Annotated in this window: 19 protein-coding genes and 1 pseudogene; 3 read left to right on the top strand and 17 right to left on the bottom strand. The window is 55.9% G+C overall.

Going from position 1 to position 23,868, the window contains the following annotated elements:
- Nucleotides 1-7: 7 nt before the first annotated feature.
- From F3J37_RS20375 to F3J37_RS20345, 7 genes are read right to left on the bottom strand one after another with little or no spacing between them, the layout of a single operon-like run.
- Entirely contained in the window at nt 8-1,120 is a 1,113-nt protein-coding gene (locus F3J37_RS20375; protein ID WP_166935356.1) for a M24 family metallopeptidase, read from the bottom strand.
- On the bottom strand, nt 1,120-2,346 hold the full coding sequence (locus F3J37_RS20370) for a M20 family metallopeptidase (protein ID WP_166935354.1): 1,227 nt from the start codon (nt 2,344-2,346) through the stop codon (nt 1,120-1,122). The genes F3J37_RS20375 and F3J37_RS20370 overlap by 1 nt, the downstream gene beginning before the upstream one ends.
- Before the next feature lie 10 nt (nt 2,347-2,356).
- The gene (gene nikE, locus F3J37_RS20365) at nt 2,357-3,994 is read right to left on the bottom strand and encodes a nickel ABC transporter ATP-binding protein NikE (RefSeq protein WP_166935352.1); all 1,638 of its coding nucleotides are present in this window, start codon (nt 3,992-3,994) and stop codon (nt 2,357-2,359) included.
- Nucleotides 3,994-4,821, bottom strand: coding sequence for an ABC transporter permease (locus tag F3J37_RS20360; RefSeq protein ID WP_045815319.1), 828 nt, complete (start codon nt 4,819-4,821; stop codon nt 3,994-3,996). Before F3J37_RS20360 ends, nikE begins: the two co-directional genes overlap by 1 nt.
- A complete protein-coding gene (locus F3J37_RS20355) occupies nt 4,814-5,761 on the bottom strand; it encodes an ABC transporter permease (RefSeq protein WP_084932348.1) in 948 nt (315 codons plus the stop codon). Before F3J37_RS20355 ends, F3J37_RS20360 begins: the two co-directional genes overlap by 8 nt.
- A 9-nt stretch (nt 5,762-5,770) precedes the next feature.
- Entirely contained in the window at nt 5,771-7,369 is a 1,599-nt protein-coding gene (locus F3J37_RS20350) for an ABC transporter substrate-binding protein (RefSeq protein ID WP_166935350.1), read from the bottom strand.
- Between the two features lie 21 nt (nt 7,370-7,390).
- On the bottom strand, nt 7,391-8,671 hold the full coding sequence (locus F3J37_RS20345) for a M20 family metallopeptidase (RefSeq protein WP_166935348.1): 1,281 nt from the start codon (nt 8,669-8,671) through the stop codon (nt 7,391-7,393).
- Nucleotides 8,672-8,750: 79 nt separating this feature from the next.
- On the opposite strand from F3J37_RS20345, the gene F3J37_RS20340 reads away from it, so the two are divergent.
- A complete protein-coding gene (locus F3J37_RS20340) occupies nt 8,751-9,521 on the top strand; it encodes a GntR family transcriptional regulator (protein ID WP_166935346.1) in 771 nt (256 codons plus the stop codon).
- 62 nt (nt 9,522-9,583) lie between these two features.
- Here F3J37_RS20340 and proX read toward each other — a convergent pair.
- The 3 genes and pseudogenes from proX to F3J37_RS20325 all read right to left on the bottom strand — a co-directional run bounded on the left by proX (nt 9,584) and on the right by F3J37_RS20325 (nt 13,471).
- Nucleotides 9,584-10,581, bottom strand: a pseudogene (gene proX, locus F3J37_RS20335) (glycine betaine/L-proline ABC transporter substrate-binding protein ProX).
- 363 nt (nt 10,582-10,944) lie between these two features.
- On the bottom strand, nt 10,945-12,345 hold the full coding sequence (locus F3J37_RS20330) for a YfcC family protein (RefSeq protein WP_166935344.1): 1,401 nt from the start codon (nt 12,343-12,345) through the stop codon (nt 10,945-10,947).
- Nucleotides 12,332-13,471: a M20 family metallopeptidase gene (locus F3J37_RS20325; protein ID WP_166935342.1), complete on the bottom strand. Its 1,140-nt coding sequence runs from the start codon at nt 13,469-13,471 to the stop codon at nt 12,332-12,334. The genes F3J37_RS20330 and F3J37_RS20325 overlap by 14 nt, the downstream gene beginning before the upstream one ends.
- A gap of 110 nt (nt 13,472-13,581) precedes the next feature.
- Between F3J37_RS20325 and F3J37_RS20320 the strand changes: the two genes are divergently transcribed.
- The gene (locus tag F3J37_RS20320; RefSeq protein ID WP_166935340.1) at nt 13,582-14,502 is read left to right on the top strand and encodes a LysR family transcriptional regulator; all 921 of its coding nucleotides are present in this window, start codon (nt 13,582-13,584) and stop codon (nt 14,500-14,502) included.
- 75 nt (nt 14,503-14,577) lie between these two features.
- Here F3J37_RS20320 and F3J37_RS20315 read toward each other — a convergent pair whose 3' ends face one another.
- Nucleotides 14,578-15,783, bottom strand: coding sequence for an MFS transporter (locus F3J37_RS20315; RefSeq protein WP_166935338.1), 1,206 nt, complete (start codon nt 15,781-15,783; stop codon nt 14,578-14,580).
- 190 nt (nt 15,784-15,973) lie between these two features.
- Here F3J37_RS20315 and F3J37_RS20310 point away from each other — a divergent pair, with 190 nt between their 5' ends.
- Nucleotides 15,974-16,582, top strand: a complete 609-nt coding sequence (locus tag F3J37_RS20310) for a TetR/AcrR family transcriptional regulator (protein ID WP_166935337.1) — start codon at nt 15,974-15,976, stop codon at nt 16,580-16,582.
- A gap of 7 nt (nt 16,583-16,589) precedes the next feature.
- On the opposite strand, the gene F3J37_RS20305 is transcribed toward F3J37_RS20310, so the two are convergent.
- The 6 genes from F3J37_RS20305 to F3J37_RS20280 all read right to left on the bottom strand — a co-directional run bounded on the left by F3J37_RS20305 (nt 16,590) and on the right by F3J37_RS20280 (nt 23,868).
- On the bottom strand, nt 16,590-17,039 hold the full coding sequence (locus F3J37_RS20305; protein ID WP_166935335.1) for a GNAT family N-acetyltransferase: 450 nt from the start codon (nt 17,037-17,039) through the stop codon (nt 16,590-16,592).
- Nucleotides 17,040-17,134: 95 nt separating this feature from the next.
- A complete protein-coding gene (locus tag F3J37_RS20300; RefSeq protein ID WP_058960781.1) occupies nt 17,135-17,356 on the bottom strand; it encodes a hypothetical protein in 222 nt (73 codons plus the stop codon).
- 226 nt (nt 17,357-17,582) lie between these two features.
- A complete protein-coding gene (locus F3J37_RS20295; RefSeq protein WP_166935333.1) occupies nt 17,583-18,206 on the bottom strand; it encodes a response regulator transcription factor in 624 nt (207 codons plus the stop codon).
- Nucleotides 18,207-18,348: 142 nt separating this feature from the next.
- A complete protein-coding gene (locus F3J37_RS20290) occupies nt 18,349-20,745 on the bottom strand; it encodes an autotransporter outer membrane beta-barrel domain-containing protein (RefSeq protein ID WP_166935331.1) in 2,397 nt (798 codons plus the stop codon).
- Nucleotides 20,746-20,873: 128 nt separating this feature from the next.
- The gene (locus F3J37_RS20285; RefSeq protein ID WP_166935329.1) at nt 20,874-21,440 is read right to left on the bottom strand and encodes a DUF1120 domain-containing protein; all 567 of its coding nucleotides are present in this window, start codon (nt 21,438-21,440) and stop codon (nt 20,874-20,876) included.
- A gap of 13 nt (nt 21,441-21,453) precedes the next feature.
- Complete coding sequence (locus tag F3J37_RS20280) at nt 21,454-23,868, bottom strand: fimbria/pilus outer membrane usher protein (protein ID WP_166935327.1); 2,415 nt, start codon at nt 23,866-23,868, stop codon at nt 21,454-21,456.

Raw genomic sequence — 23,868 nt, 5'->3', positions numbered from 1 at the left:
CTGTAGATCAATGTTCCGGCAATGATAATAGCTGACGCGGCAGCGTTGTCAGCCGCTCTGCACCCTGCGGCGTCACGCGAACGGTTTCGCTGAACGCCAGACTTTGCGCGGAAGTATACATATGGAACACCATATCCTCCTCCAGTAACCAATCTGCTTTAGCATGGAAGCTACAGGAAAAATCACTCGGGCGTGGCGTGCGCGTATACAACCCCAGCGCATAGCCGGTGATGTTGGGATAATCCGCACGAAGTCCATTGCGCAATAACCCATCGCGTACAATCGCATCCACTTCCCGTGCGCTGACGCCGGGTTTCATGGCCTTGAACTGTTCATCCTGTATTGCGATAAGTTGCAGCGCCAGCTCAGCGCGCTGGGTGGAGATCTCCCCCACAATAAACGGACGCATCAGACGCGCGCTGTAGTGTTTCACTTTAGGAATCAGCTCTACGTGCAGCACATCGCCACGCTGTAAACGCTGATCATGGCCGCTGGCATGAAGAAAACCGTTGTCGCCGCTGGCGATGACGATAGGCCCGGTTTCCCCGGTATCCGCACCCAGACGCAAAAATTCGCCTGCCGCCAGCGCAGCGACATCGCGTACGCGCCAGCAGCCCTGCACGGCCTTGCCCATCGCGTCCAGCGTGGTATCGGCAATGGCGGAGGCCTGACGCAACGCCTCCAGCTCTGCCGGGAATTTCACGCTGCGCAGCCGATCGCTCACACCGGTTAAATCGCACCACTGCACGTCCGGCAAATGGCGCGACAGCTGCTGCCAGCTGTGCACCGTCATGCCATAAGAGGTGTAATCCGCGCCCAACCGCGCCCGTTGAAAACCGCGTCGGAGCAGACTGTGCGCCACCGCAAACCACGGGTCCTGATCGTCACGATAGCTTTCTACTGTCAGCGCAGGAGATTGCGCCCGGCACGGCGCTTCATCTAACTGGCGCAGCACCATCCAGGGATCGCCGTTAAGCGGCACCAGGCAAGCGCGATACAAGGTTTCTGACACGGTATAACCGGTGAGCCAGGCCAGCAGTTCACCATGATCGATGATCATTACGTCCACATTGGCCTGCTGCATCGTGGCACGCAGGCGACTCAGCGCCGCAGCGTTCATTATGCGCCCTCGACCGGCTGGCAGATCTCCAGAATCGCGAGCAGATAAATGCGCACCATATCAAGGAATTCGGTTATCTCGACGCGCTCATCCGGCATGGTGTTGTATTTACCGCCCGGACCACACACGATGCCTTCCATGCCCGCATGCTGATACAGGTGTGCAGCATCAGTACCAAAGAAGGCTGGCGGCGTGATGACGCCAGTAGGTTGTTCAGTGCCACGCACGGTTTTCCAGCCGCGATTCACCGCTTTGACAATCGGTGACTCTGGCGACACTTCGAAAGGCAACATGGTGGGCTTATCGCGGATACCGTCATCAAACAGCTCGGCTTTCAGGCCGGGGAAGCGCTGGCACAGTGTATCCAGCAGCGCTTGCAGATCCGCTAACACGCCCTCGACAGTTTGGCCCGGCGCGAAGCGAGCCGATCCTTTCAGACGCACAAAGTCGGCCACCTGTGGCGGACGCCACTCTTCCAGATCGCGTCCCAGCGCACCGTGCACGGTGCCAATGTGCCCACGGTTAATTTTCAGATGTTCATCGCTTTTTGCGCCGCTGAACACCATGCCGTTAATCTGCGGAATCAGCTCCACGGCGGCGTTAATCGCATCGACGGCTTCTTCGCGTTTCGACAGATGGCGGGTATCTCCGGTGAGTTCAATGGTGAACATCAGCGAACCGGCGTGCATGGTCAGCGCCTGGAGATCAGTGGGTTCCGCATTGATAAAGTAATCGGCGCGCACGCCCTGTTCAATTGCCGCCAGCGTGCCGATACCGCCCTGCAATTCGCCCACCACGTAGGTCAGAATCACATCACCTTTCAGTTTCACACCAGCATCAATCAGCGTTTTCAGCGCACAGAAGTAGGCTGCATCGCCCGCTTTCATATTGGAGACGCCAATACCGTAAATGAACTGATCGTCAATTTTTCCTGCCCAGGGATCCACCGTCCAGCCTTCGGTTACCGGATTGGTGTCCAGATGGCCGTTGAACAGCAGGCTGTTGCCGCCGCCGCTGCCCGCCAGGCGGCCGATGGCATTGAGACGGTCGCCCGGGACTTTTTGCAGTTCGGTTTCCAGGCCCAACCGTGCCATCTGTTCTGCCATATAGCGGGCTAACTCACGCTCGCCGTCGGTGGCGCTGTAGCTTTTGTGCTGCACCATTTTTGCCAGGAAAGAGAGACAAAACTCGCGATCGATATGATGAATTAACTGTTCAGGATTCATGCGTTTCTCGTTAAGCAACGGATTGGTTTAAGTTGGGAACGTGCACCGCGTCAAGCAGTGCGCGGGTATAAGAATGCTGCGCCAGCGCGCTCATATTCTCGCCGGGCAGCACTTCCACCACATCGCCGCGATACATTACCGCCACGCGATGGGCGATTTGACGTATCAGGTTGAGATCGTGGGTAATAAACAGATAGGCCGTGCCGTAGCGGCGACGCAGTTCCAGCAAAAGCTCGATGATGGTGGCCTGCACGGACACATCCAGCGCAGCGGTGATTTCATCGCAAATCACTAAATCTGGTGGATTGGCAAAAGCACGTGCGATAGCAACACGCTGTTTCTGACCACCGGACAGCGCGTGCGGATAGCGCGTGGCAAACTCTGCGGGCAACCGCACTTCCTCTAACAGGCGAGCCACGGCTTGCGCTTCCGTTTCTCCCGGCGGCAAACCGTATAAGCGCAGCGGACGCGCAATGATTTCACCGATGGTCATGCGTGGATTCAGCGAGGCGTCCGGATGCTGAAAGATCATCTGCACCCGGCGGCGATACTCTTTATCCATCTGCGCGCGGCCTTGCAGCGCATAGCCGCAGAAGTCGAGCTCACCGCTAAACGGCACCAGTCCGGTGATCGCTTTGCCCAGCGAGGATTTCCCCGAACCTGACTCGCCCACCACGCCAAGGATCTCGCCCTGATGCACGGTGAGCGAAACCGCGTTGGCGGCACGCGTGGTATTGGCTTCACGTTTAAGCAAGCGGTCGACAAAACCTTGCTGGCCGTAATCGATGGTGAGCGCGTCCAGCGTCAGCAGCGGCTGCGATCCGGCGGCATCTTGCACCAGACGCTGCTGCGGATTTGGCACTGCTGAGATCAATTTGCGGGTATAGCTGTTCTGCGGTGCGCTAAACAAATTCTGCGTGTCGGCCTGCTCCACAATTCGCCCTTTTTCCAGCACGCAAACGCGATCGGCGACTTTCGCCACCAGCGCCAGATCGTGGGAAATATACAGTGAGGCCACCCCCGTCTCTTCGCGCAGACGTTCATAGAGATCGAGGATCTGCGCCGAGCTGATCACATCCAGCGCGGTGGTCGGTTCATCGAAGATCATGCAGTCCGGCTGACAGGCGAACGCCGTGGCGATTAAGATGCGCTGCTTCTCACCTCCGGAAACCTGATGCGGATAACGGCGCATCATGCGTGCCGGATGCTTGAGCTCGACGTCATGTAACAGCGACTCGCCCAATTCCTGCGCTTCACGTGCCGTTAAGCCGCGATGGCGCCGCAGCACTTCTGTCACCTGCTCGCCCAGCGTGAGGGTGGGATTGAGCGAAGCGCTCGGATCCTGAAAAATCATCCCCAGCTTCGCGCCGCGCAAGGCCATCAGTTTTGGGGCGGGTAAACTCAGCAGGCTCTCTCCGTTGAGGCGGATGTCGCCCCACTTCTCGCGCGCATTGCCCGCCAGCCAGCGCATGATCGCCCAGCCGAGCGTGGTTTTGCCGGACCCGGATTCCCCCACTAACCCCAGCACTTCGCCGGGCATCACGTTTAACGTAATATCGCGCAACACCGGCAGTGACTCACCGCTTTGTAACGCGTAATCAAGGCTGTAATTTTCCACCGACAGCACCGGTTCAGGCTTCACACTCATCAGTGGCTCCTTGGGTTGAGCACGTCTCGCAGCCCGTCACCCAGTAAGTTAAAACCAATCGCCACCAGCGCGATCGCCAGGCCCGGAATCATCATCATCCACGGCGCGGTGAAGAAATAGGTGCGGGCTTCGGAGACCATCAGCCCCCACTCTGGCTCGGGAGGCTGTGCGCCTAAACCGAGGAAACTCAGGGTGGCAAACAGCATGATGGCGAAGGCCACGCGGATGGTGGCTTCCACGATGATCGGTGCCAGGATGTTAGGCAGCATTTCACGCAGGATGATGTAATGCCCGGCTTCACCACGGGCAATCGCCGCGTTGATGTAATCCTGCTGCCGCGCCGCCAGCGCCACGCTGCGTGAAATACGCACCATGCCCGGCACAAACGCAATGGTGATCGCCAGCACCGCATTCATGCTGCTCTGACCCAAAGTGCTGACAATCAGCAAAGCAAACAGCAGGCTGGGAATCGCCATCACGGCATCCATAGTGCGCATCATAAATTCATCAAACTTGCCGCCCAGATAGGCGCTGGCGGTGCCCAGTACTGAACCAATCACCATGGCCAATGCGGTTGCCAGCAGTGACAGCACGATGGTCGAGCGTGCGCCCACCATTACCCGGCTGAAGATGTCTCGCCCCATTTGATCGGTGCCAAACCAGTGCTCGGCACTCGGCGGTTTGTAACGCGTCAGAATCGAGATCGACTCGGGATCAAAAGGTGCGACATGCGCGCCACCGACCACCATCAGCAGCGACAGCAGGATAATCAGTACCCCGACCGCGCCCTGCGGTGAACGCAGTAAACGTTTTAAAATATCAGGCATAGGAAATTCGCTTATCCAGAACCACATAGGCCAAATCGGCGAGGAAATTCACCACCGAATAGGTCGCGGCGAGAATCATCACACCGGCCTGAATGGTGGGCAGATCACGTGCCTGCACGGCAACAATCAGCTCACGACCAATACCGGGAATGGCGAAGATCTCCTCGACCACCACAATGCCGCCCAGCAGATAACCGACATCCAATGCCACAATGGTGATGGTCGGCAACAAGCCATTGCGCAGCGCGTGACGCCAGAGAATGCGGCGGCGCGACAGGCCTTTCAGCCAGGCGGCGCGGATGTAGTCGGTATGCAGCACATCGACCATCTCCGAACGCACCATGCGCGAAACGTGCGCCACCAGAATCAGCGCTACGGTGATTGACGGCAGGATCAGATGCTGGACGCCGCTGATGAAGTTTTCACTCAGCGGCACATAGCCGGTGGCGGGCAGAATCTGCCAGACATCAGCAAACAGCAGCAGCACCAGCGTGGCAGTGACAAACTCCGGGAAAGAGATACCGATGTAGGAGATGACGCTGACCAGCACATCGGCGGTTTTACCGCGACGTACTGCCGCCCAGATACCGAGCGGAATTGCGATCACCAGCATCAGCAACAGTGCACACACCGCCAGCAACAGCGATCGCGACAGCGCGGTCAACAACGTCGGCCCCACTTCGAGCCCATTGCGCATCGACACACCAAAATTGCCCTGCAACGCCTGGCTCAGCCAATGCCAATACTGCAACCATGCTGGCGCATCCAATCCCAGTCGTTCGCGCACCGCGGCGAGTGCCTCTGGCGTGGCGTTTTGCCCCAGCAAGGTGACAGCGGCGTCCGCTGGCAACAGCTGCGTGATGCCAAAGACCAGCAGTGACACCACCAGCAAGGTGTAGATCATTAGCAGCAGGCGTTTAAGCAGATAACTGGCTGTCACGGTCGCTCCTTACACTGCACGCTTAGGCGCTTTGTCAGTTAACCAGGTATGGTCGAGACGGAACACGGCACCACGCGGATGCAGATGATATCCGCCAACGTAATCACGGCTGGCAGCCAGCAAATCGAAGAAGGTCGGAATCAGCGAAGGCACTTCGTCATGCATCAACTGTTGTGCTTTACCGTACAGCTTGGTGCGCTGCGCATCATCGTTGGTTTCACGGGCGGCATTGACCGCACTATCGAAATCGGCGTTGTTCCAGCGTGTTTCATTCCATGACGCGGTCGAGGTGTAGAGCAGTGAGAACACCGCATCCGGCGTCGGTTGCATGTTGTAGAAACCGACGTAGAAATTGCCTTTTTTCCATACCTGATCGAGGTAAGTGCTGTGTGCCATGGTCTGCACGTCAATGCGGAAACCGCCCTGCTTAGCCATCTCGCGCAACGCGATACCCAACTGGGTGCGAGTCGCCGGTTTATCCGAGGCAATCAACGTTAAATCGAGGCCGTTGGGATAACCCGCGTCCGCCAATAAGGCTTTGGCTTTGCTGTAATCCACCGCTTTTTTCGCCAGGTTAGCGAAGTAAGGGTAAGAGGCGTTGATTGGCGTATCGTTGCCTGGCGAACCGAGGCCATCGGCAACAAAGTCCACCGATGCCGGGCGATCAACGCACAGTGCCAGCGCCTGACGCACGCGCACATCGTTAAACGGCTTTTGATCGCAGCCCATGTTCACATTGAGGAACTGACCGGATGCCACCCGCAGTGGCAGCACACCTGACGATTTGGAGAGACGCGCAAATTCGCTCGACTGCGCACTTAGCATCAAATCGGTATCACCGGAGATCAGCGCCGAGCTTTCTGCGATACCATCGGGATAGACCACCACTTCCACGCCATCCAGATACGGACGCGCCGGATCGTAGTAGTGCGGGTTGCGCTTCACCACGATTTTGCGTTCGGGATCGTAGGAAACCAGCTGGAACGGCCCTGCGCCCAGCGAGGCTTTGGTAAGCTTGTCGTACTGACCCTGCGCAATGCTGGCGGGAATGATTTTGGCATCGGGATAGGCCAGCATCACCGGCAGGTCAGCGTAAGGGGCATCGGTTTCGATCAGCACGGTGTTGGCATCTTTGGCGCTCACCGCTTTGATCGGACCGATGTTGTGCAGTGCCGGAGAAGCATTCTTTGGATCCAGCAGCGCCTGCAAACTGGCCACCACATCTGCTGAGGTTAGGGCCGTGCCGTCACTGAACTTGAGGTTCGGACGCAGGGTGAAAGTCCACTGCTTGAGATCGGCACTCGCTTGCCAGGATTGGGCCAGGTCTGCTTCGGCTTTCATCTCCTGCGTCAGGCGCGTCAGGCCGCTGTAGAGCAACTCCGCGACCAGATATTCCGGGTTGACGCGCACCTGATGCGGATTCAGCACGCTGACCGCCTGATCGACACTAATACGCAGTACGCCGCCTTTACGTGGCGTGCCGCCCGGCGTCGCGCTGGTTACCGCTGCGGCATGGGCCGAGAACGACCAGGGTAACATGGCTGCACCGGTCAGAGCGGTAGAGCTGGTGATAAACTGTCTGCGGTTTAACCCTTTCATCGCGCACATCTTCTCTTCCTCGTTAGTTTGTTAAATACCCTGGGTTGGCTGAAACTCATCGGCGAGATACGCCAGAATGGACTGCGAAAGTGCGATAACATCTGCCATCGTTGTGAACTCATCGGCGGCATGAATGCGGTTGTCGGGGCGGGCTAAACCGCCCAGTAAAATTTCCTGCATACCGGCCTGCTGAACCCAACCCATATCCGAACTGGTTGAGGATCCCCAGGGTTTAAACTCCTCCGCTTTAAAACCAAATCCCTGACTCAGTGCGGCCTGCCAGCGTGGCCAGTGCGGGCCATCAGGATTGGCCACCGGGGCCAGATGACCAATCATTTGCACGCTGACATCAAGCGCTGGGCTGCCTTGCATCGCTTGTTGGATGCAGTGGGTCAACTCCTGCCAGACGTTGTCAAACGCCTCTTCCGGGGCATAACGTCGATTGATCAGCAGTTCGAAACGTTCGGGGATGGTTGAGCCTTTGCTGCCACCCTGTGCGGCAGCCAGCGTCAACAGTGAGGTCAGCGGTTTGCCCTGATAATGCGGCGGCGCAGGCATTGCCGAGGTGCGCTGTTCCACTTCGCCTTTCAGTTGATAAAGCGCGTTCATCAGCGGCAGCGCGGCTTCAATCGCATTGATGCCGTGCAGCGGATCGCCAGAATGCGCGGAACGCCCGGTAACAATGATTTTGAGATCGATACTGCCAAAGCAGCCCGCCCAGATGCGTGGCACTGCGCCACCGTTGAAGCTCAACAGATGCCCAGCGAAGCGCTGCTGTTCCGCGAGGTAACGAATACCGGGATACAACCCGCCCTCTTCATCGGTACAAAGCAGAAAGACCGGATTGAAACGCAGCGGCAGATTGCAGGCCTGCGCTGCACGGATCGCCGCCATCGCCGCCACGATCGTCCCTTTCATGTCCGCCGCGCCGCGCCCAAACAACTTACCTTCGGCCACCGTCAGTGCCAGCGGAGGAAATCGCCAGCCATCACCCGCAGGCACCGTATCGGTGTGAAAGTAGAGATTGCAGTTTTCGGCTGCGCCACAGTTAAGCGTTGCCAGCAAATTCACTCGCTCGCCGGATGCGCTGCCATCGGGCGCTTGCCAGAGATCTTCCGGCACTGAAACACGCTCAAAGCTAAAGTGCATTGGCGCTAACAGCTGTGTCATCAGATCGGCAAATTGCCCATAGCCATTGCCCGGTGGAAAACAGGTATCCACGGCCAGCATGCGCTGCATATCGTCAGTTATCTGTGCGGTGTCATCCGCAATGGTCTCTAACGCACTGTTAAGGCGAGAATTCTGCAACATAGGATTATCGTCTGTTGTATTTCTATATAGTTTATAGATAATGCAATTCAAGGACGCAGGTCAATCGGTAATCGGAAACATGCAAAAAAACTATGACGCAGACGACAGGCCGCAATTCTCTCGTTTAAGCGAAGGGGAAGGCGCGCCATTGTATGAAGTGGTGAAACGCCATATCAGCGAATCGATCCTGCAGGGTGAGCTACCTGCGGGCACAATCCTGCCGAGTGAAAACAGCCTGGCGTCAAAATTTGGCGTGTCAGTGGGAACGGTGCGCAAAGCGCTGGCCGCGTTGACCACCGAAGGGATGTTGATGCGCCGTCGCAAAACCGGCACGGTGGTGACCGGCTGGGCACCGCTGCACAACCTGAGCCACTTTTTCCAGTATTTTCGCCTGCACGATAAAAGCGGCGGATTGCTACATTCAGAAACGACACTGCTGGATTATCAGTTGATTCAAGCTAACGAGCGGGAAGCAGAAAAACTGCAGATCGCTGCCGGAGATGACGTGATACGCCTGAAGCGCACGCGTCGGGTGAAAGGCATTGCCGCCATGCATGAAACGCTGATATTGCCTGCTGCGCGTCTGCCTGATTTCCCTCCGGCAGAACACTTGCCGCCGCTGCTCTATCGCTTTCTGTTTGAACATTACGATGTGCGAGTGGCAGCGGTACGTGAGCAGATTACGGCACAGTTGGCAAACGAAGAAGATGCGACATTGCTGGAGCTGGCATTGCCGCACGCGGTGATGGTGATAGATGAAGTGTCTTTTGACCAGAGTGCGATCCCCGTGATCCTGGCGCATCATCGTTTCAGCACCGAGCACTTCATGTATGTGAATGAAGTACGGTAAAACGGTTTCCCGCCCTGCGATTTTGCAGGGCGGGATGCGGATCCCTGGGGGCGCTAACGGCGTTATTGCGCTGCGGCGGCGGCCTCTTTCACCCAGCCATCAAACGTGGCCTGGTGCGCAGGATCCAGCCATCCACGTGGCGCTGAATGTCTTCGCTGGACGACTCTCCCTGATGCATACGCTGGTTCTGCGCATTAACATCATTAAGCGGCAGTTTGACGATCTCGAACAGTTTCGCCGCGGCAGGATTCTTTTCTGCCCAGGCTTTATTTGCCACCACATGTTCATTGTTCGGTTTGAAGCCATAATTCTTGCCATTTGGCTGCGCGGTATCTTCATTCTTCTGCGAGCCTGGCGTGACAGAATACGGCACCGTCAACCAGACCACATCTTTGCCCGGTTTTAATTCATCGCTCACCCAATAAGGTGTCCAGGTAAAATAGAGCACCGGCTTGCCGGCTTTATATCGGGTTAACGTATCGGCAATAATGGCAGAATAGTTGCCCTGATTTTGCTGTACCGTTTGACTCAGGCCATAAGCATCAATTTGTGCATTAATCACCTGACCACAGACCCAGCCCGGATTACATCCCGCCAGATCGGCTTTGCCATCTCCATTAGCATCAAAGAGTTTAGCCAGTTTCGGATCTTTCAGCTGAGAGAGATCGGTAATGTGATATTTGTCAGCGGTCTTTTTATCGATAAGATAACCCTGCGCGGCACCACTGATATAGGTGCCTTTGCGATAGAATTTTGTATCCCCGCCTGCGGCGTTGTACATATCCTTTTGCAGCGGTTCCCAGTTAACCGCCATGTAAGTGGCATCGCCCGCAGCAATCGCGGTGTAAGCCACGTTGTAATCCACTTCTTCAGTGGGTTTGACCTCGTAGCCCAGTTTTTCCAGTGCTCTGTTAATCAGCTCCGTCTGGAATGACTCTTCCGGCAAAGTACTTTGCACCGGGGAGACCGTCACACCTTTGCCCGGCAAGTCGGCAGCATACAGTGTCGGTGAACTGATTAACGCAGTGAGGGAAATCGCGAGTAGATTCTTCCTGGTCATAATTTAAAACCTTATTATTTTGGTCGATGCCAGCAAATGGCGTGAGAATATCCCTCTGCAGTGAAGAGAGATGATATGCAGCTGTCAGTAAAAGTTTAAAAGCAGAATATTACTGTTGCAGATAGTGACGTGCGTAACGAAGGCGGGTGTTGTAGGTGGAGAAAAAAGATAAGTCAGAATTCATCATTATGATATCTGGTGACAGACCCTGGTTCCTGTTATCAGGTCCGCGACATTCACTCCGGTAAATTAATCGTGCAGTTACCATAACACATTATTTTCGAGCTGCAACCGCTTATGGAATATTAGCAACGATGAAAAAGGGATGCCAAACCGGTCATCCCTTTTGTCAGAGGAGAATATTTAGAACGGACCCCAGTTGATCGCCACACCAATCAGCAACGTCACCACGCAAATCGCAAACCAGATGGCAACGACCGGTGCCACGAATTTAAGCCATTTGCCAAACGAGATATTGGCCGTGGCCAGCGCGGCCATCAGCACACCCGAGGTCGGACTGATGGAGTTCACTATCCCTTCGCCCAGCAGCACGGTTTGCACCGTCACCTGACGTGTCAGGCCGAGGTTATCGCCCAGCGGGGAGAAAATCGGGATCAACAACGCTGACTCGCCCGAACCGGATGAAATGCCGAAGTGCATCAGTGCGGCGCTGATAAACATGCCCACAGCGGCAATCGCGGGCGGAACCGGTGCCAGCAAGTCTGACAGGAAGCCAACGATCGGATCGAGAATATTGCCCTGTTGCAGCACCACCGAAATCGCGCCTGCCATCCCGACAATAAAACCGCCTTTGACCAGCTGAGAGCAGCCGGACAGGAAGGTGTTAGCAATGGCAGAACCGGAAAGGCCACCAATCAAACCGACCATGATCGACAGGATGATAAACATCGCCGACATCTCATTGGTGGCCCAATGCAGCTGCACCGTGCCGACCATAAACAGAATCAGCGTCACCGCGCAGGTCAGCAGAATGAGTTTATGACGGCCGGTAATCGCCAGCGGTTCAGCGCTTTCCACCGCAGTGTCCACACGCACCTGACCATTTTTGCGCATGCGCTTCACGGTAATAATCAGGTAAATCGCCACCGTCAACACAAACAGCAGGTTGGTAATGCCGCGCAGTAACATGCCCGAGAACAGCGGCAACTGCGCCAGATGCTGTGTCAGACCGGTGGTGGCCGGGCCGAGAAACGCCACGTTGAACCCTGCCGCGCAGGTCAGGTAGATCAGCGCCATGCCGATCACCGGCGGCAAGCCTAACGAACGTGCCACCAGCAGACCAATCGGCACAAAGGCCACCACCGAGTTTTGCACCACGCCGGTACTGCCGAGGATGGCGAAGATCACCGCGAAAATCAGGATCAGACGGGTATCGCTGATTTTGGTGCTGCGTGACAGCGAATTCAGCGCCGTGGCAATCGCGCCGGTGGCTTCAATCACCGCCAGCAGCCCGCCGGTGAACAGAATCAGGAAAATGATCGGTGCTGCTTTGATCACCCCCTGTACGATGGCCATGAAAATCTCGCCGGGATAAACACCCGTGCGCGCCACTTCATGCAGACTGCCTTTGATGGCAAAGGTCACACCATTGCGGGTTTCATGATCAAACTTGCCCGCCGGGATGATCCACGTAGCGACCGCTGCCAGCACCAGGATGATGAACAGCAGCAGATAAGGGCTCTGCTCACTCTTTTTGCCTGCGGGCTGCATCGCACTATTTTTTTCAACATTAACCTGCGACATGGTTTTCCCCCAGCATTAGACCCGCTACCAGCGCGGTGCGTGAGGCAATATCGGCAATGATGATGTGCTCATGACGCGCATGAATACCTGCACCGGTCGCGCCCAATCCATCTAAGGTTGGGATACCCAACGCTGCAGTGAAGTTACCATCGCTGCCGCCGCCCACCGATTGACCTTCCACGCTGAAACCGATCTGTTGTGCCACGGCTTGCGCACGCTGCATGATCGCCAAAGACTCTGCGCTCTGGCGCATCGGTGGACGTGATTGTGCGCCGGTAATCTTCAGCTTAATGCCCGGTAAGTGCGGCTGAATCTGGGTGATTTCGGCGTGAATGCGCTGGGCTTCCTCTTCGCTGGTGACGCGCGTATCGATGCCCAGCACCGCTTTATCCGCCACCACGTTGATGCGATTACCGCCCTGCGCAATACCGACGTTGACGGTGGTGCCACGATCCGGTGCGTTCAAACCATGCAGGAACAGCACCTGATGTGCCATCTCCTGCACCGCGCTAATACCTTCTTCAGGGTTGTTACCTGCATGCGCGGCCTGGCCGGTGACCACGATTTGATATTGGCCCGTGCCTTTGCGCGCAACCTTCAGCGCACCGGTGCCAGCCACGGCGGGTTCCACCACCAGCACTTGCGATGACCCTAACGCATGACGGGAAAGCCACTCGCTGGAGCTTGGGCTGCCCACTTCTTCGTCGCTGCCACAGAGGAAAACGATGCGTTTCCCTGCCAGCAAGTCGTGTTCTTTTAACGCGCGCGCCGCCCAAATCGACTGCACCAGGCCGGCTTTCATGTCCAGAATGCCGGGGCCATAAAACTTGCCGTCTTCCTCGCCCATCGGCAATTCGCCTTCATCCCAGACGGTGTCAAAATGGCCGAGCACCACGGTTTGATCGTCGCCGGAGCCCAGCGTGAACTTTAGGTGGTTCCCGTAGTGTTCCTGTACATCGATTTCCGCATCAATACCCAGACGCTTAGCAAACAAGGCACGTAGCACATCGCCACATCGATCCACCGCTGCCTTGTTCATGGAGGGTGACTCTGCTGCCACCAGGGTTTTGATATCTGAGAGAATGTCGTCTGAATGCTGTTGCAAATAACTTATTATATTTTTCATTACTTCTGTCCTCACCAAGTGAATCCCGAGTATGAGGATAAAATTGCGCTTAAAAAATGGGTATAAAACGTTATTATTGTTGACCTGAGAACAACAGATAATGAAAACCTATGGCAATGCTGCTCTATCCTGACAAGTCCATAAGATACTTGTATGAAGTCGGTGTCCATGGCGGCATTCGCCGTGCGGCGGAAGCTCTGGATGTCGATCCCGCGGCCATCAGTCGTCAGCTTTCGCAGCTGGCGCGTGATATGCAACTGCCGTTGCTGGAGCGGCGTGGACGCAATGTGGTGCTCACCGAAGCGGGGAAATTGCTGGCTGAGGATTATGCGCAAACGCATCAACGCAGAAGCCACCTGGAAAGGCGTCTGCGTGATTTGCGCCATAAACGCGGCGGCTCGATCCGTATGCGTGTCGGCCAGGGGATGGTCGATGAGGTGGTGAAGTATGTCTTGCGGCCTTTTTCACAAAGCTATCCTGAAGTGTTCATCGATATTTTATCGGGCGATATGCAAACCACGGTGAGCCTGATCACCCGTGGCGAAGTGGATATGGCCGTGGGTTTTGGCCCCCTGGGCCCGCCAGGCGTGAAGTGCCACAGTTACCTGCGCGGCCCCATCTGCGCCATTGTGCATCGTGATCACCCCATCGGATTGTATCAACAGGTGGATGTCAGCGATCTTGCCGAATATCCACTGATTGGCATGGACAAAGACTTTGGTATTCAGAGCTATATGAACGTCATGTTTAATCAGGAAGGATTGGTGTTCACGCCCGCCTACAGCTGCAACCTGTTTTCCAGTGCCATTGCGCTGAGCCAGGCGGGAATGGGCATTGCCTTTATGACCACTAAAGTGGTGGAAGACGCCCTGGCATCACGCAATCTGATCGCGGTGCCGATCAATCATCGCATCGCCCGCGAGAGCCAATGCCATCTGTTACGCAGCGCCGACCACCGCTTTACCCCAGCGGCACAGCACCTTTGGCAGCTGCTGTGCCAGTTTTTTGAGGGCAGTTCACATGACGCTTAATGTGGGAGATGCCACTGCACGTTAGCGACGATTAACGTATCCAACGTGGAGGCAGACCTTATATTGAGCGAACGATTAATGACCCGTGCGAGCGCCCGCTCTAAATCCGTGTTCACTTGCTCGCCAGGCGATAACGAATGCAACGATCAAGAGTGCGACCAGTACTGGCGGGAACGACAGCGCGCCCCAGTGATTCAACAAAATGCCGCCGGTGATGCCGCCCGCCGCAATCGCGCCGTTCCACGCCACCACGTTCATGGAAAGTGCGATATCTGCGCCTTCTCCGGCGGTATCCGCGAGTGCCGTTTGCAACAGGGTAGCTGCCCCGCCGAAGGTCAATCCCCACACGGCAACACCGAGATACAGCGCCGCTGGAATGTGCGAAAAGCCCATAAATCCCAATGAAACCAGGGCAAATACCGCCAGACTCACCAGTACGCTGCTGCGTAAGTGGTGATCGATCAGCCGCCCGATCACAGCAATCGCCAGCAGCGCGGAAAGCCCGAACACCAGCAGCACGACATCCACTTGAGAACCCAATCCGGCCAACTGCAGAAACGGGGCGATATAGGTATAGAGAATATTGTGAGCCAGCATCCAGGCGATCACCACACTGAGCACGGGTCTCACACCTGGCGTGGTGAGCACCTTCAATAGCGGCATACGTTCATGGCGCGATTGCCCCGGATAATCAGGCACTTTGGCCAGCACCCACACCACCAACACAAGGGTTAAGGCAGAGATAACCGCAAAGGCACTGCGCCAGCCCAGCACGCCACCCAGCCAGGTGCCGAGCGGCAAGCCCAGTGACAAGGCAATGGGCGTGCCCACCATGGCGATCGCCATCGCTTTGCCCTGCTGGTGAATCGCCACCATCCTGCGGGCATAGCCCGCCAGCAGACTCCATGATAATCCCGCTGCTACGCCAGCAAAAAAGCGTGCCGTTAGCGTGAGCCAGTAGTTTGCGGACAGCGCCGTAATTGAATTGAAAATCAGGAATCCGGCGATAGCCAGTAGCAATACATTTCTGCGCCGCCAACTCTGTGTCGCGATGGTCAATGGAATTGCGGCGATCAGCGAGCCCAGCGCATAAGCCGTGACCGTCTGCCCCGCCAGCGCGTTAGAGATGTTCAGTCCCGCCGCCATTTGCGGCAACAGCCCGGCAGGCAAGGTCTCGGTGATGATGCAAATAAAGCCCGTCATCGCCAGCGCCAGCAGAGCCGATATCGGCAGCGGTTCTGTTGCTGCATCTTGCTCAGTGAGTGCGAGTTCTTTTTCCATAATTCCTTCTGAAATCATTTATGTATCGAGTGGTATATATTTAGGGGTGCAATGTAGCCTTGTTTAGGTTAAAGGGAGCGATCTGGATTTATGTAACGATCGATACACTAGTCAGGCAGGTTCGCTTTGTCAACGAGTTATGTATCGTTTAGTATAGTAATCCACTGCACGCATTAAACAGGAGGACGCGATGGCGACGATGGGACGCCCGAGAACATTTGATCGAGACCAGGCGATCGAACAGGCGATGTATCTGTTTTGGCAGCAGGGCTACGAATCGACTTCGCTTACCCAGCTCAAAGCCAGCATCAACAACGGCATTTCCGCACCCAGCTTTTATGCCGCGTTCGGTTCTAAAGAGGCACTGTTTCGTGAGTGCGTGCAGCGCTATCTCGCGACCTTTGGTCAGGTAACGGAATTTCTGTGGGATACCCGCCTGACGGGACGTGAAGCCGTGGAAACCTCGTTGCGACGCTCAGCGCAGATGCAGTGCGAGCCAGGCCATCCCACCGGATGTATGGTTGGGCTTGGTGCCATGAGCGCCACCTCTGCCGAACATGCCGCCGTGACCGAACCGCTGACACGCTCGCGCAATCGTACCCGAGCCGGAATCACCGCCGCGATAGAGCGTGCCGTTGCCGCAGGCGAGTTGCGGCCGAACGTTGATGTCAGCGCGCTGGCGGCATCTTTCAGCACTTTTATGTTTGGTTTATCGATTCAGGCACGCGACGGCGCCAGCATTGAGGAACTTAACCAGGCGATTTCGCAGATGATGTGGATGTGGGATGCGAATAGATAAGGTGAGATCAGAGTGTTCTGCTTAAACAAACGGATTCTGTTCGCCCAACATAAGGGCCGTAGTTTTCAATCTGCTTAAAGCCGTGTTTAAGATAAAAATCCACGGCGCGAGTGTTGATGGCGCGTGTTGAAAGCTGAATTTCTTCGAAGCCTACACTCACTGCCCACCGCTGCAAATGTTCTAACAGCGCCGCCCCCACGCCGTATACGCTGCGATCCGAATACATGCGTTTTAGTTCTGCGATGTCATGCGATAACGGCCGCAGTGAAGCACATCCTACCGCTCTCCCCTGCTGATCTTTTGCTAACACCCAGATGGAGCGTCTTTCATTCAAGGCTTCAGCATTAAAGTGGCTCTTTCCGTTGTTCCCGGTGATGGCCGCCAACTCTGTAGAGAGTTGTTCAATCAGACGTTGGGATTCAGGGGCGAGGGCGTCAGCGGACTCAATGGTGATCATAATGGGCGATCTATTCCTGATGTGCGGCGATGATGCTCATCGCCTCCGGATTAACTTGCAGTCAGCACGTTAAACCGGAAGCGCTTATCTGCCAATTACTTTTGTTGCTGCTGTTTGGCTTCAGCTTCTTTTTGCTTCTTACTCGCCATGTGATGGCCCACGACACACCCCCCTACCGCGCCCATCACGGCATGGTGCGCAACATGCCCCGCTGCGGCACCAATCATCGCGCCTTTCAGGCATCCTTGTGCTTCCGCCTGAGCGCTAACAGCTAAAAACAGGCCTAAAGTGATAACCAGCTTTGACAGATTTTTCATACAACTGTGGTTCCGAAATGGGATGAAGCTGAGTACGTTACCGATAAATTTGTTTGAATTCGTGCACTATTCGCTGAGGCACACCAATGATTGCGGGCTGTTGATGAATGGTTGTTGATTGGGTGCTGCAATGGGGTTTCGTCAATCACCCATTCATCAATCACACACGGCACATCGTCATGCTGTTCGATGCCTGGAAGGGCTCTGATTAAGACTGTGAGTGATGCTACAGCAGATGATAGCGCCGCGCGAAGTCAATAAGTTCCACTACGGAGGTGATGTTCAACTTTAATTTGAGGCGATGTTTATAGGTGCTGACGGTTTTTTCACTGAGCGACAGTTGCGCACCAATCTGTTTATTGCCCATGCCTTTTGCCAGCAAAATCAACACCGTCATTTCGCGCGCGGAGAGCATGCGTAAGCGTTGCTCATCACTGGCGCCATAGCGACGATGGGCTGCCGTCGGAAAATCCTGCGCTGGGGCGAAACTGTAGCCGCGCATTACCATGCGCACCGCCTCTTTGAATTCGCTGAGTTGATCCGAGGCGATGACATAGCCATCGGCGCCCGCGTCCAGACAACGCTGCGCGAAATGCCCACTGTGCGGTGTCGCTATCACCAAAATTTTCATGGCACCACTGAGTGCGCGAAATGCGGACAGCAGCGTTAATCCTTCGATGTTGTTGATGAGATTGACCACCAGCAAGTCCGGACACCGTCGTTGAACCTGATCCAGCGCTTCAACCTCAGGCAAGCAGTCAGCCAAGACGGCGATGCCGCTGTTTTTCAGCGCCATCACGCGTTCGCGGCAGTGGTCTGGGTGGTCATTGATAATAATGGCGGTTTTCATGGCGTTCTGATGTTCCTTTCAGAGGGTGAATAAACGTCCTTGCATGCTTATCACCATATCCCGCGAACGCTGTATCGGCTGTAGGAGAGTACTTATCTGTTGAGCAAAAATCCGGCGACAAGATGCCACCGGATATCCGTGATTACCAGCTCCAGCGCACACCGAAAGCCGCATTCCACGGGCTGTTCATATGCCGTCCTTTGCTGGTCGCTGCTTCGGTATAAAGCTGTAGATCTGGTTGAAGCTGAGCAGACATCCCCAATGTCATCTCAGCGCGCGTACCGGCCAGATCATTGCTGAAACGCTGATCGTTAAGGGTCATACGGTTGTTGCTTTCCAGCTCCTGAATCGCTGATAACCGTACCCACGGCGTTAACTGCGCCCCCTGGGATAAGGTCAGTGACTTGCCCACGACGCCGTGCAGCGCAACTTGTTGCGAGCGTGCCGAACCGCTACGGGCAGCCAGGCCATTATCAAAGCGGAAACTATCACTCTTCGCCCACAACGTGCTCAACTGTGCCGACGGCTCAACGAACCAGCCATCATCAAGTTGCAGTTTGCGTCCCGCCTCAAAGGAAAGACCCAGTGCGGGCACACTAAATCCACCTTTGCTGCGTTCACCGTCCGACATAACGGCATTGGCGCGTGCGTTGTAGTGGTTCAACTTCAGCACGCTGTCGGTAAACCAACCGTCCTGGTGCAACCAACTGCTGTAAGCACCCAGATAGAAGCTGTTGATGCTACCGGTGCTGCCCCCTTTGAAATCCAGATCGCTATTGCTGATACCGCTGAACAAACCGTTTATCACCTGACCGGATTCCACCGCACGCGCGCTGTCCACGCCAAGGGTCACACTCTGCTGATTTTGCTGATACGCCACACCGGCCTGATTATCGACCCGCATTTTGCTGCCACGGGTTTGAATCCATGCTCCGCCCTCACGGTTCCCTTCACGCACTTCACCCAGACGGCTGCGTAAGGTACTCAGTTCGCTGTACCATGCGGTGGGAATGGCGTTCACCAGACCCAGAGCGCTGGCGGCGGTGGGCGATGGCAACGGCGTTCCCCCACTGTTGGTCTTCGCCGCTAACACCCAGTTATTGCCGCTTTTTTGCAAGGCGTAACGGTATGCCCCGGCGTCCACTGCACCGCCGGCCAGTCTGAAGACTCCCGCGCCACCGCCACTGGTCACCAGCGTCACAACACCCTTTGAGGTACTGGGTTCTGCACCGCTGTTCTTCACCGACAGTAAATGTGAGCCACTGATATCACCGCTGACATCAATACGATCGGCACTCAGCGCAGCAATATCGCTATTCATCACGAAACCGCCGTTACCGCTGAGCGTACTTAACGCAAGTGTTTTAAACCCGGAGGTCGCGTCACTAAAGGTTACGGTGCCGTTATTATTCAGTTGGTTGAGTGATGAGTCGCCATTGAGCAACCAGCGACTGCTGCCATCAATACTGAAGCTGTCTAAACCAGTCACCGTACCTGCCAGCGAGGAACCACTGTTCAATGCCAGTGCGATGCGGCTGGTGGTGTCAGTGCGGACGTTACCGGTGAGTACCGAGCCATGGCTGGCGGTGACTGCGGCTAAGGCATTGCTGTTGCCCTGTAATACATTGCCACTGCTGTTCACCTGGGTATTGTCCAGCGTGATATCGCTGACAATACCGTTGATACCCGACGTCACCAGTAAACCGATACCGCTACTGCTGTTAGCACTGAGTTTACCGTTGCTCAGCGTCAGATTACCCTCACGTACCCAGCCCGCCGCCGCATCACTCCCGAGGGTAGTCACGGTTAACCCATCACCCTTTATGGTTGAGCCGGGATAGGCCAGCAGTCCGGCCGCGCCATCTCCTGCAGTGGTAATCGTGGTGTTCATTAATGAGATCACCCCGCCGCGCGCGGCAAATACGCCAATGCCACTGGTGCCTTGCGTGGTGATGGTATTGCCACTGCCACTGACTTCATTCTCACTGTAAAGCCCGTAACTGCCACTGCCTGATGTACTCAGCACACTGTCATTGACAGTGGCTTTGCCGTACTGCGCGTTGAGGGCATGCGCGACCGCCCCCTCCGTGGTGATGGTGCTATCGCTGAGGGAGAGGGTGGTATCTGCTTGCGCTAACCAGATGCCATCTCCGTAGGTGCCATGGGTCGTGATTTGACTATTGCTGACCTTCGCATTGGAGTAATTGTTCACATCCATGCCTTTGCCCGCTTCACTCAGCAATTCGACTTTATCCAATATCGCATCACCATCCAGCAAATAGATGGCATCACCTTGCTCGGCGCTGACTGTGCTGTTGCTTAGCGTGATACTGCCATGCGCACTGTGAGCGGGATTGTAAATTTCAATACCGCGCACAGTGCCCGTCGCGGTGATGGCTATGTCAGAAAAGGTGAGATCTTCCGCCCCCATCATGATGGGCGGTTTATCGGTGAGTGTGGCAAGGGTAACAACAGACCATGAGCCCGCAGTCAGGGCTAACAAGCAGTGGGTGGAGAGTAACGTACGTTGAAATGCCATAATCGCTTCCTTTTTTAATGGCGTGGTGGGTGAACAGCGCGCAGCAGTACGCCGCTCGCGGGAGTCATTCCCGCGAGCGGCGTACTGGTTAATGGGGTGAGTTGATCATGCTGAGGCTAAAAGTGGCTTCACTGAATCACATCTAACGAAAAGCTGCTGCTGAACTGGGTTGATCGGCTCACCGTTGCCGCATCCATACTCAATTCAGGTTCGAGCTCCAGCCTGGCAGTAAAACTTTTACCGCTGAGGGGTAAGCCACTGCGGCTTGCTTCAAAGCGGGTATTGGCTTTGAGTTGCAACGAAGAGGCCACGGCTTTATCGCCCGCCGTAATATCCCGTAGTTGAATCGACTGGCCGTCTAACTGCGCATCAGAGAGCCGTACTTTAAGACGACCGTTATCGCCATAACGCAAGCTGCCATCGGCTGCACGGTCACCTTGCACCGCCAGCTTAATCGGCTGTGCAAACGGGCAGACCACGCTCAGCGTCATGTTACGTTTACCCGGCGAATAGGTGGCACCGTTCCACTCCATCTGGCCGCGCGACTGCCGACCATAATCAACCGAGCTATTCCCGACGGAGACTGAACAACGGGGGTCGACTGGCACCAGAGGAGGTGGAACTTCCGACGTGCTGGCACGCAGCGGATTGATCATCAGCAGACTCAGCGCTAGCAGCGACAGTAAATTTTTCATTTCATCTCTCCGATTAGCGACAGATCGCGTTGGCAGTTTCAAACAGTTCATTCGCGGCGGCCTGCTCTGGCAGATCCAGACGGAAGCTGCAAAGGGTTTTGCCGGAACTTTGCACATCCATCTTGCCGGCGTTATCGGCATCGGTAATAAAGGCACGTCCCTTCTCGTCCACCACCGTGACAAATTGTCCTTCCTGGTTGAACACCGCGGTGCTGTAAGTCATCGGTTTGCCGTTCGCATCGGTGAGCGTGGCGAGCACACGGCGGTTACGAATCACTTCAAAGTTGAGGTGACTGACCGCACCACGCGCGGCCTCGGTTTCCGCCCAACCATTGGCAATATCGACGTTCTTCGGCAAAGTGCGGGTATCGACCTGTATGGTCGACTTCTGGAAACCGCTGACGGATGGGATCACGGCATAACCCCGGCTATCTGTCCACGCAGGGCCGCCAGGCGTCTCCAGCCGCACCCCTTTCTCTTTCCCTACTTTGGCGATGGCAAAGGTATCAGTCACTTTATAAGCAGAAGGCGTAATGCCACCGCCATGTGCCACCAGCGAACCGCTGGCGCGGGTGTAATAGCTGGTGTAATGGTCACTGTCGGTACTGACGCTGCCAGAAAGCTGGCTGATCGGCGTCACCATATCGATACTGGCGGTACCTGAATTACGCTGGCTGCGGAAATCGCGATCCGTTGCCAACGACCACCCGCGATCCTGGCTAGCACGATTGTCGTAGCGCACGCCGCCGCGCGTACTGTGCTTGCTGGTACTGAGATAACTACTGGTACTTTGATCGTTGCCCAGCGGAATACTTACCGACAGGTACGCACGCATATCCCCTTCGCGCTGACGACCGCCGCTATCCTTCTCCAGACTCAACCCGACATAGCTGCGCCCAAATGATTTACTCCAGCTGCCACGTAAATAGGTGATGGCATCACCGTTAAAGGTACTGCTTCGCGCCCATGAGAAACTCAAACTGCCCAACATGTCATGTGACCAACCCAGACCCAGGCCAATCTGATCGCGGTTTCGATCACCGGCTGATTGCTTCTCACGCACCAGCGCATCACTCAGTTCACGGTAGCCGATGGTTTGGCGCGTGTAGTTGATGTTGGCTGTGACTCTCTCGCTGACAGGCTGGCTGAAGCTGATGCTGGCCAGTACACCCTTATTGGCATGACGATTATCTTGCGCACCGGTAAGCTGCACACCGAGCATGCTCTGCTTCCACAGTTGGGCATCCAGCGTGGCGCCAAGTGCACGCCAGGGATCAGAACCAAACACGCCGCCGTTCAACATCGTGCCAGGTGAAAGCATCCAGCCGTTCGACAGTGTCGCCATCATGGGCGCTTCGCCACTTCCCTGCTGGTCCAACTTACCGACACCAAACGACAGCCCCGGCGCGACTGCACCGCCGTTTAACAACAGTGCCGAAGCCGGAACAATGAACTGGCGTTTGTCTCCGTTACTCCCCGTTAAGGTCACGACCAAATCGGTGCGGGTGTTGAGCAGCGGAAAGCCCTGTAACCGGAACGGCCCTGCTGGCACGGTGGTGCTATACAACAGCGCCCCCGATTGACGGACTTCCACCACGGACTGACTGTCAGCAATGCCTTCCACTAAACCTGGCCCGCCACGATCGCCCATTAACGCCTGTTCCGGGAACATCTGCACACCCCATACCTGGCCAGCACCAAACATCGAGTTGCCGAGGCTGATCTGCCCGGCTTGCATCACTTTTTTCAAGCCCGCAAAGGTGCGTTGCGCGTAAGCATTCTGATGCTGGAAATTATCGACGCCATTAAAGCGGCTAAAGGTCTGGCGGCTACGAAAGATCCAGTCCCCTGCGTTAAACCCGGCTTCCGTTCCCAGCTGCATAAACTCCAGCCCTGCCATGGCGCCGGTTGAACCACTGTATTGCGCTTCGTAGTTCAACAAACCGGCCGTACCGCCGTGCTGCCAGTGGGTTGTCTCTGCCTCCGGATTGATCGCCTCCGAAGACACCACCAGCTCAATACGCGATTCGCTGGAGTCCAGGTTCCATTCGGTTTGCGGCCAAACGCTGTTGAGGTCGAAACAGCTCTCTTCCGGTTTCATGCCGGGAGGCGTTTTCAGACCCGCCGCGTGAATGAAATCGGCATTGACGCAGGGCTGACCCTTTTCATCAAACTGCACTGCGTGACGTCCACGTTTCTCACCATTGACCTTCAGCTCTACCGTGCTGTTGCCGGGCATAAAACGCGGTGCTGCCGCGAACTCGGTCGCCAGCGAAGCCGGTAGCCCTTTGGCTTTGAGTGATTCCACATCAAATTCGGTAAACGCTTCCGCCCCTTCGAGCGTGCTGCACGTACTGCACAACACACCGAATACGGCAATCGCCAGGCGCGATATTTTAAATGGTTTTAATTTAGGGGACGGCTTCAT

Source organism: Candidatus Pantoea communis (assembly GCF_011752685.1).
GTDB classification, from domain to species: domain Bacteria; phylum Pseudomonadota; class Gammaproteobacteria; order Enterobacterales; family Enterobacteriaceae; genus Pantoea; species Pantoea communis.
The sequence above is the reverse complement of the archived record's forward strand: the minus strand, read 5'-3'. Positions and strand labels throughout refer to the sequence as shown.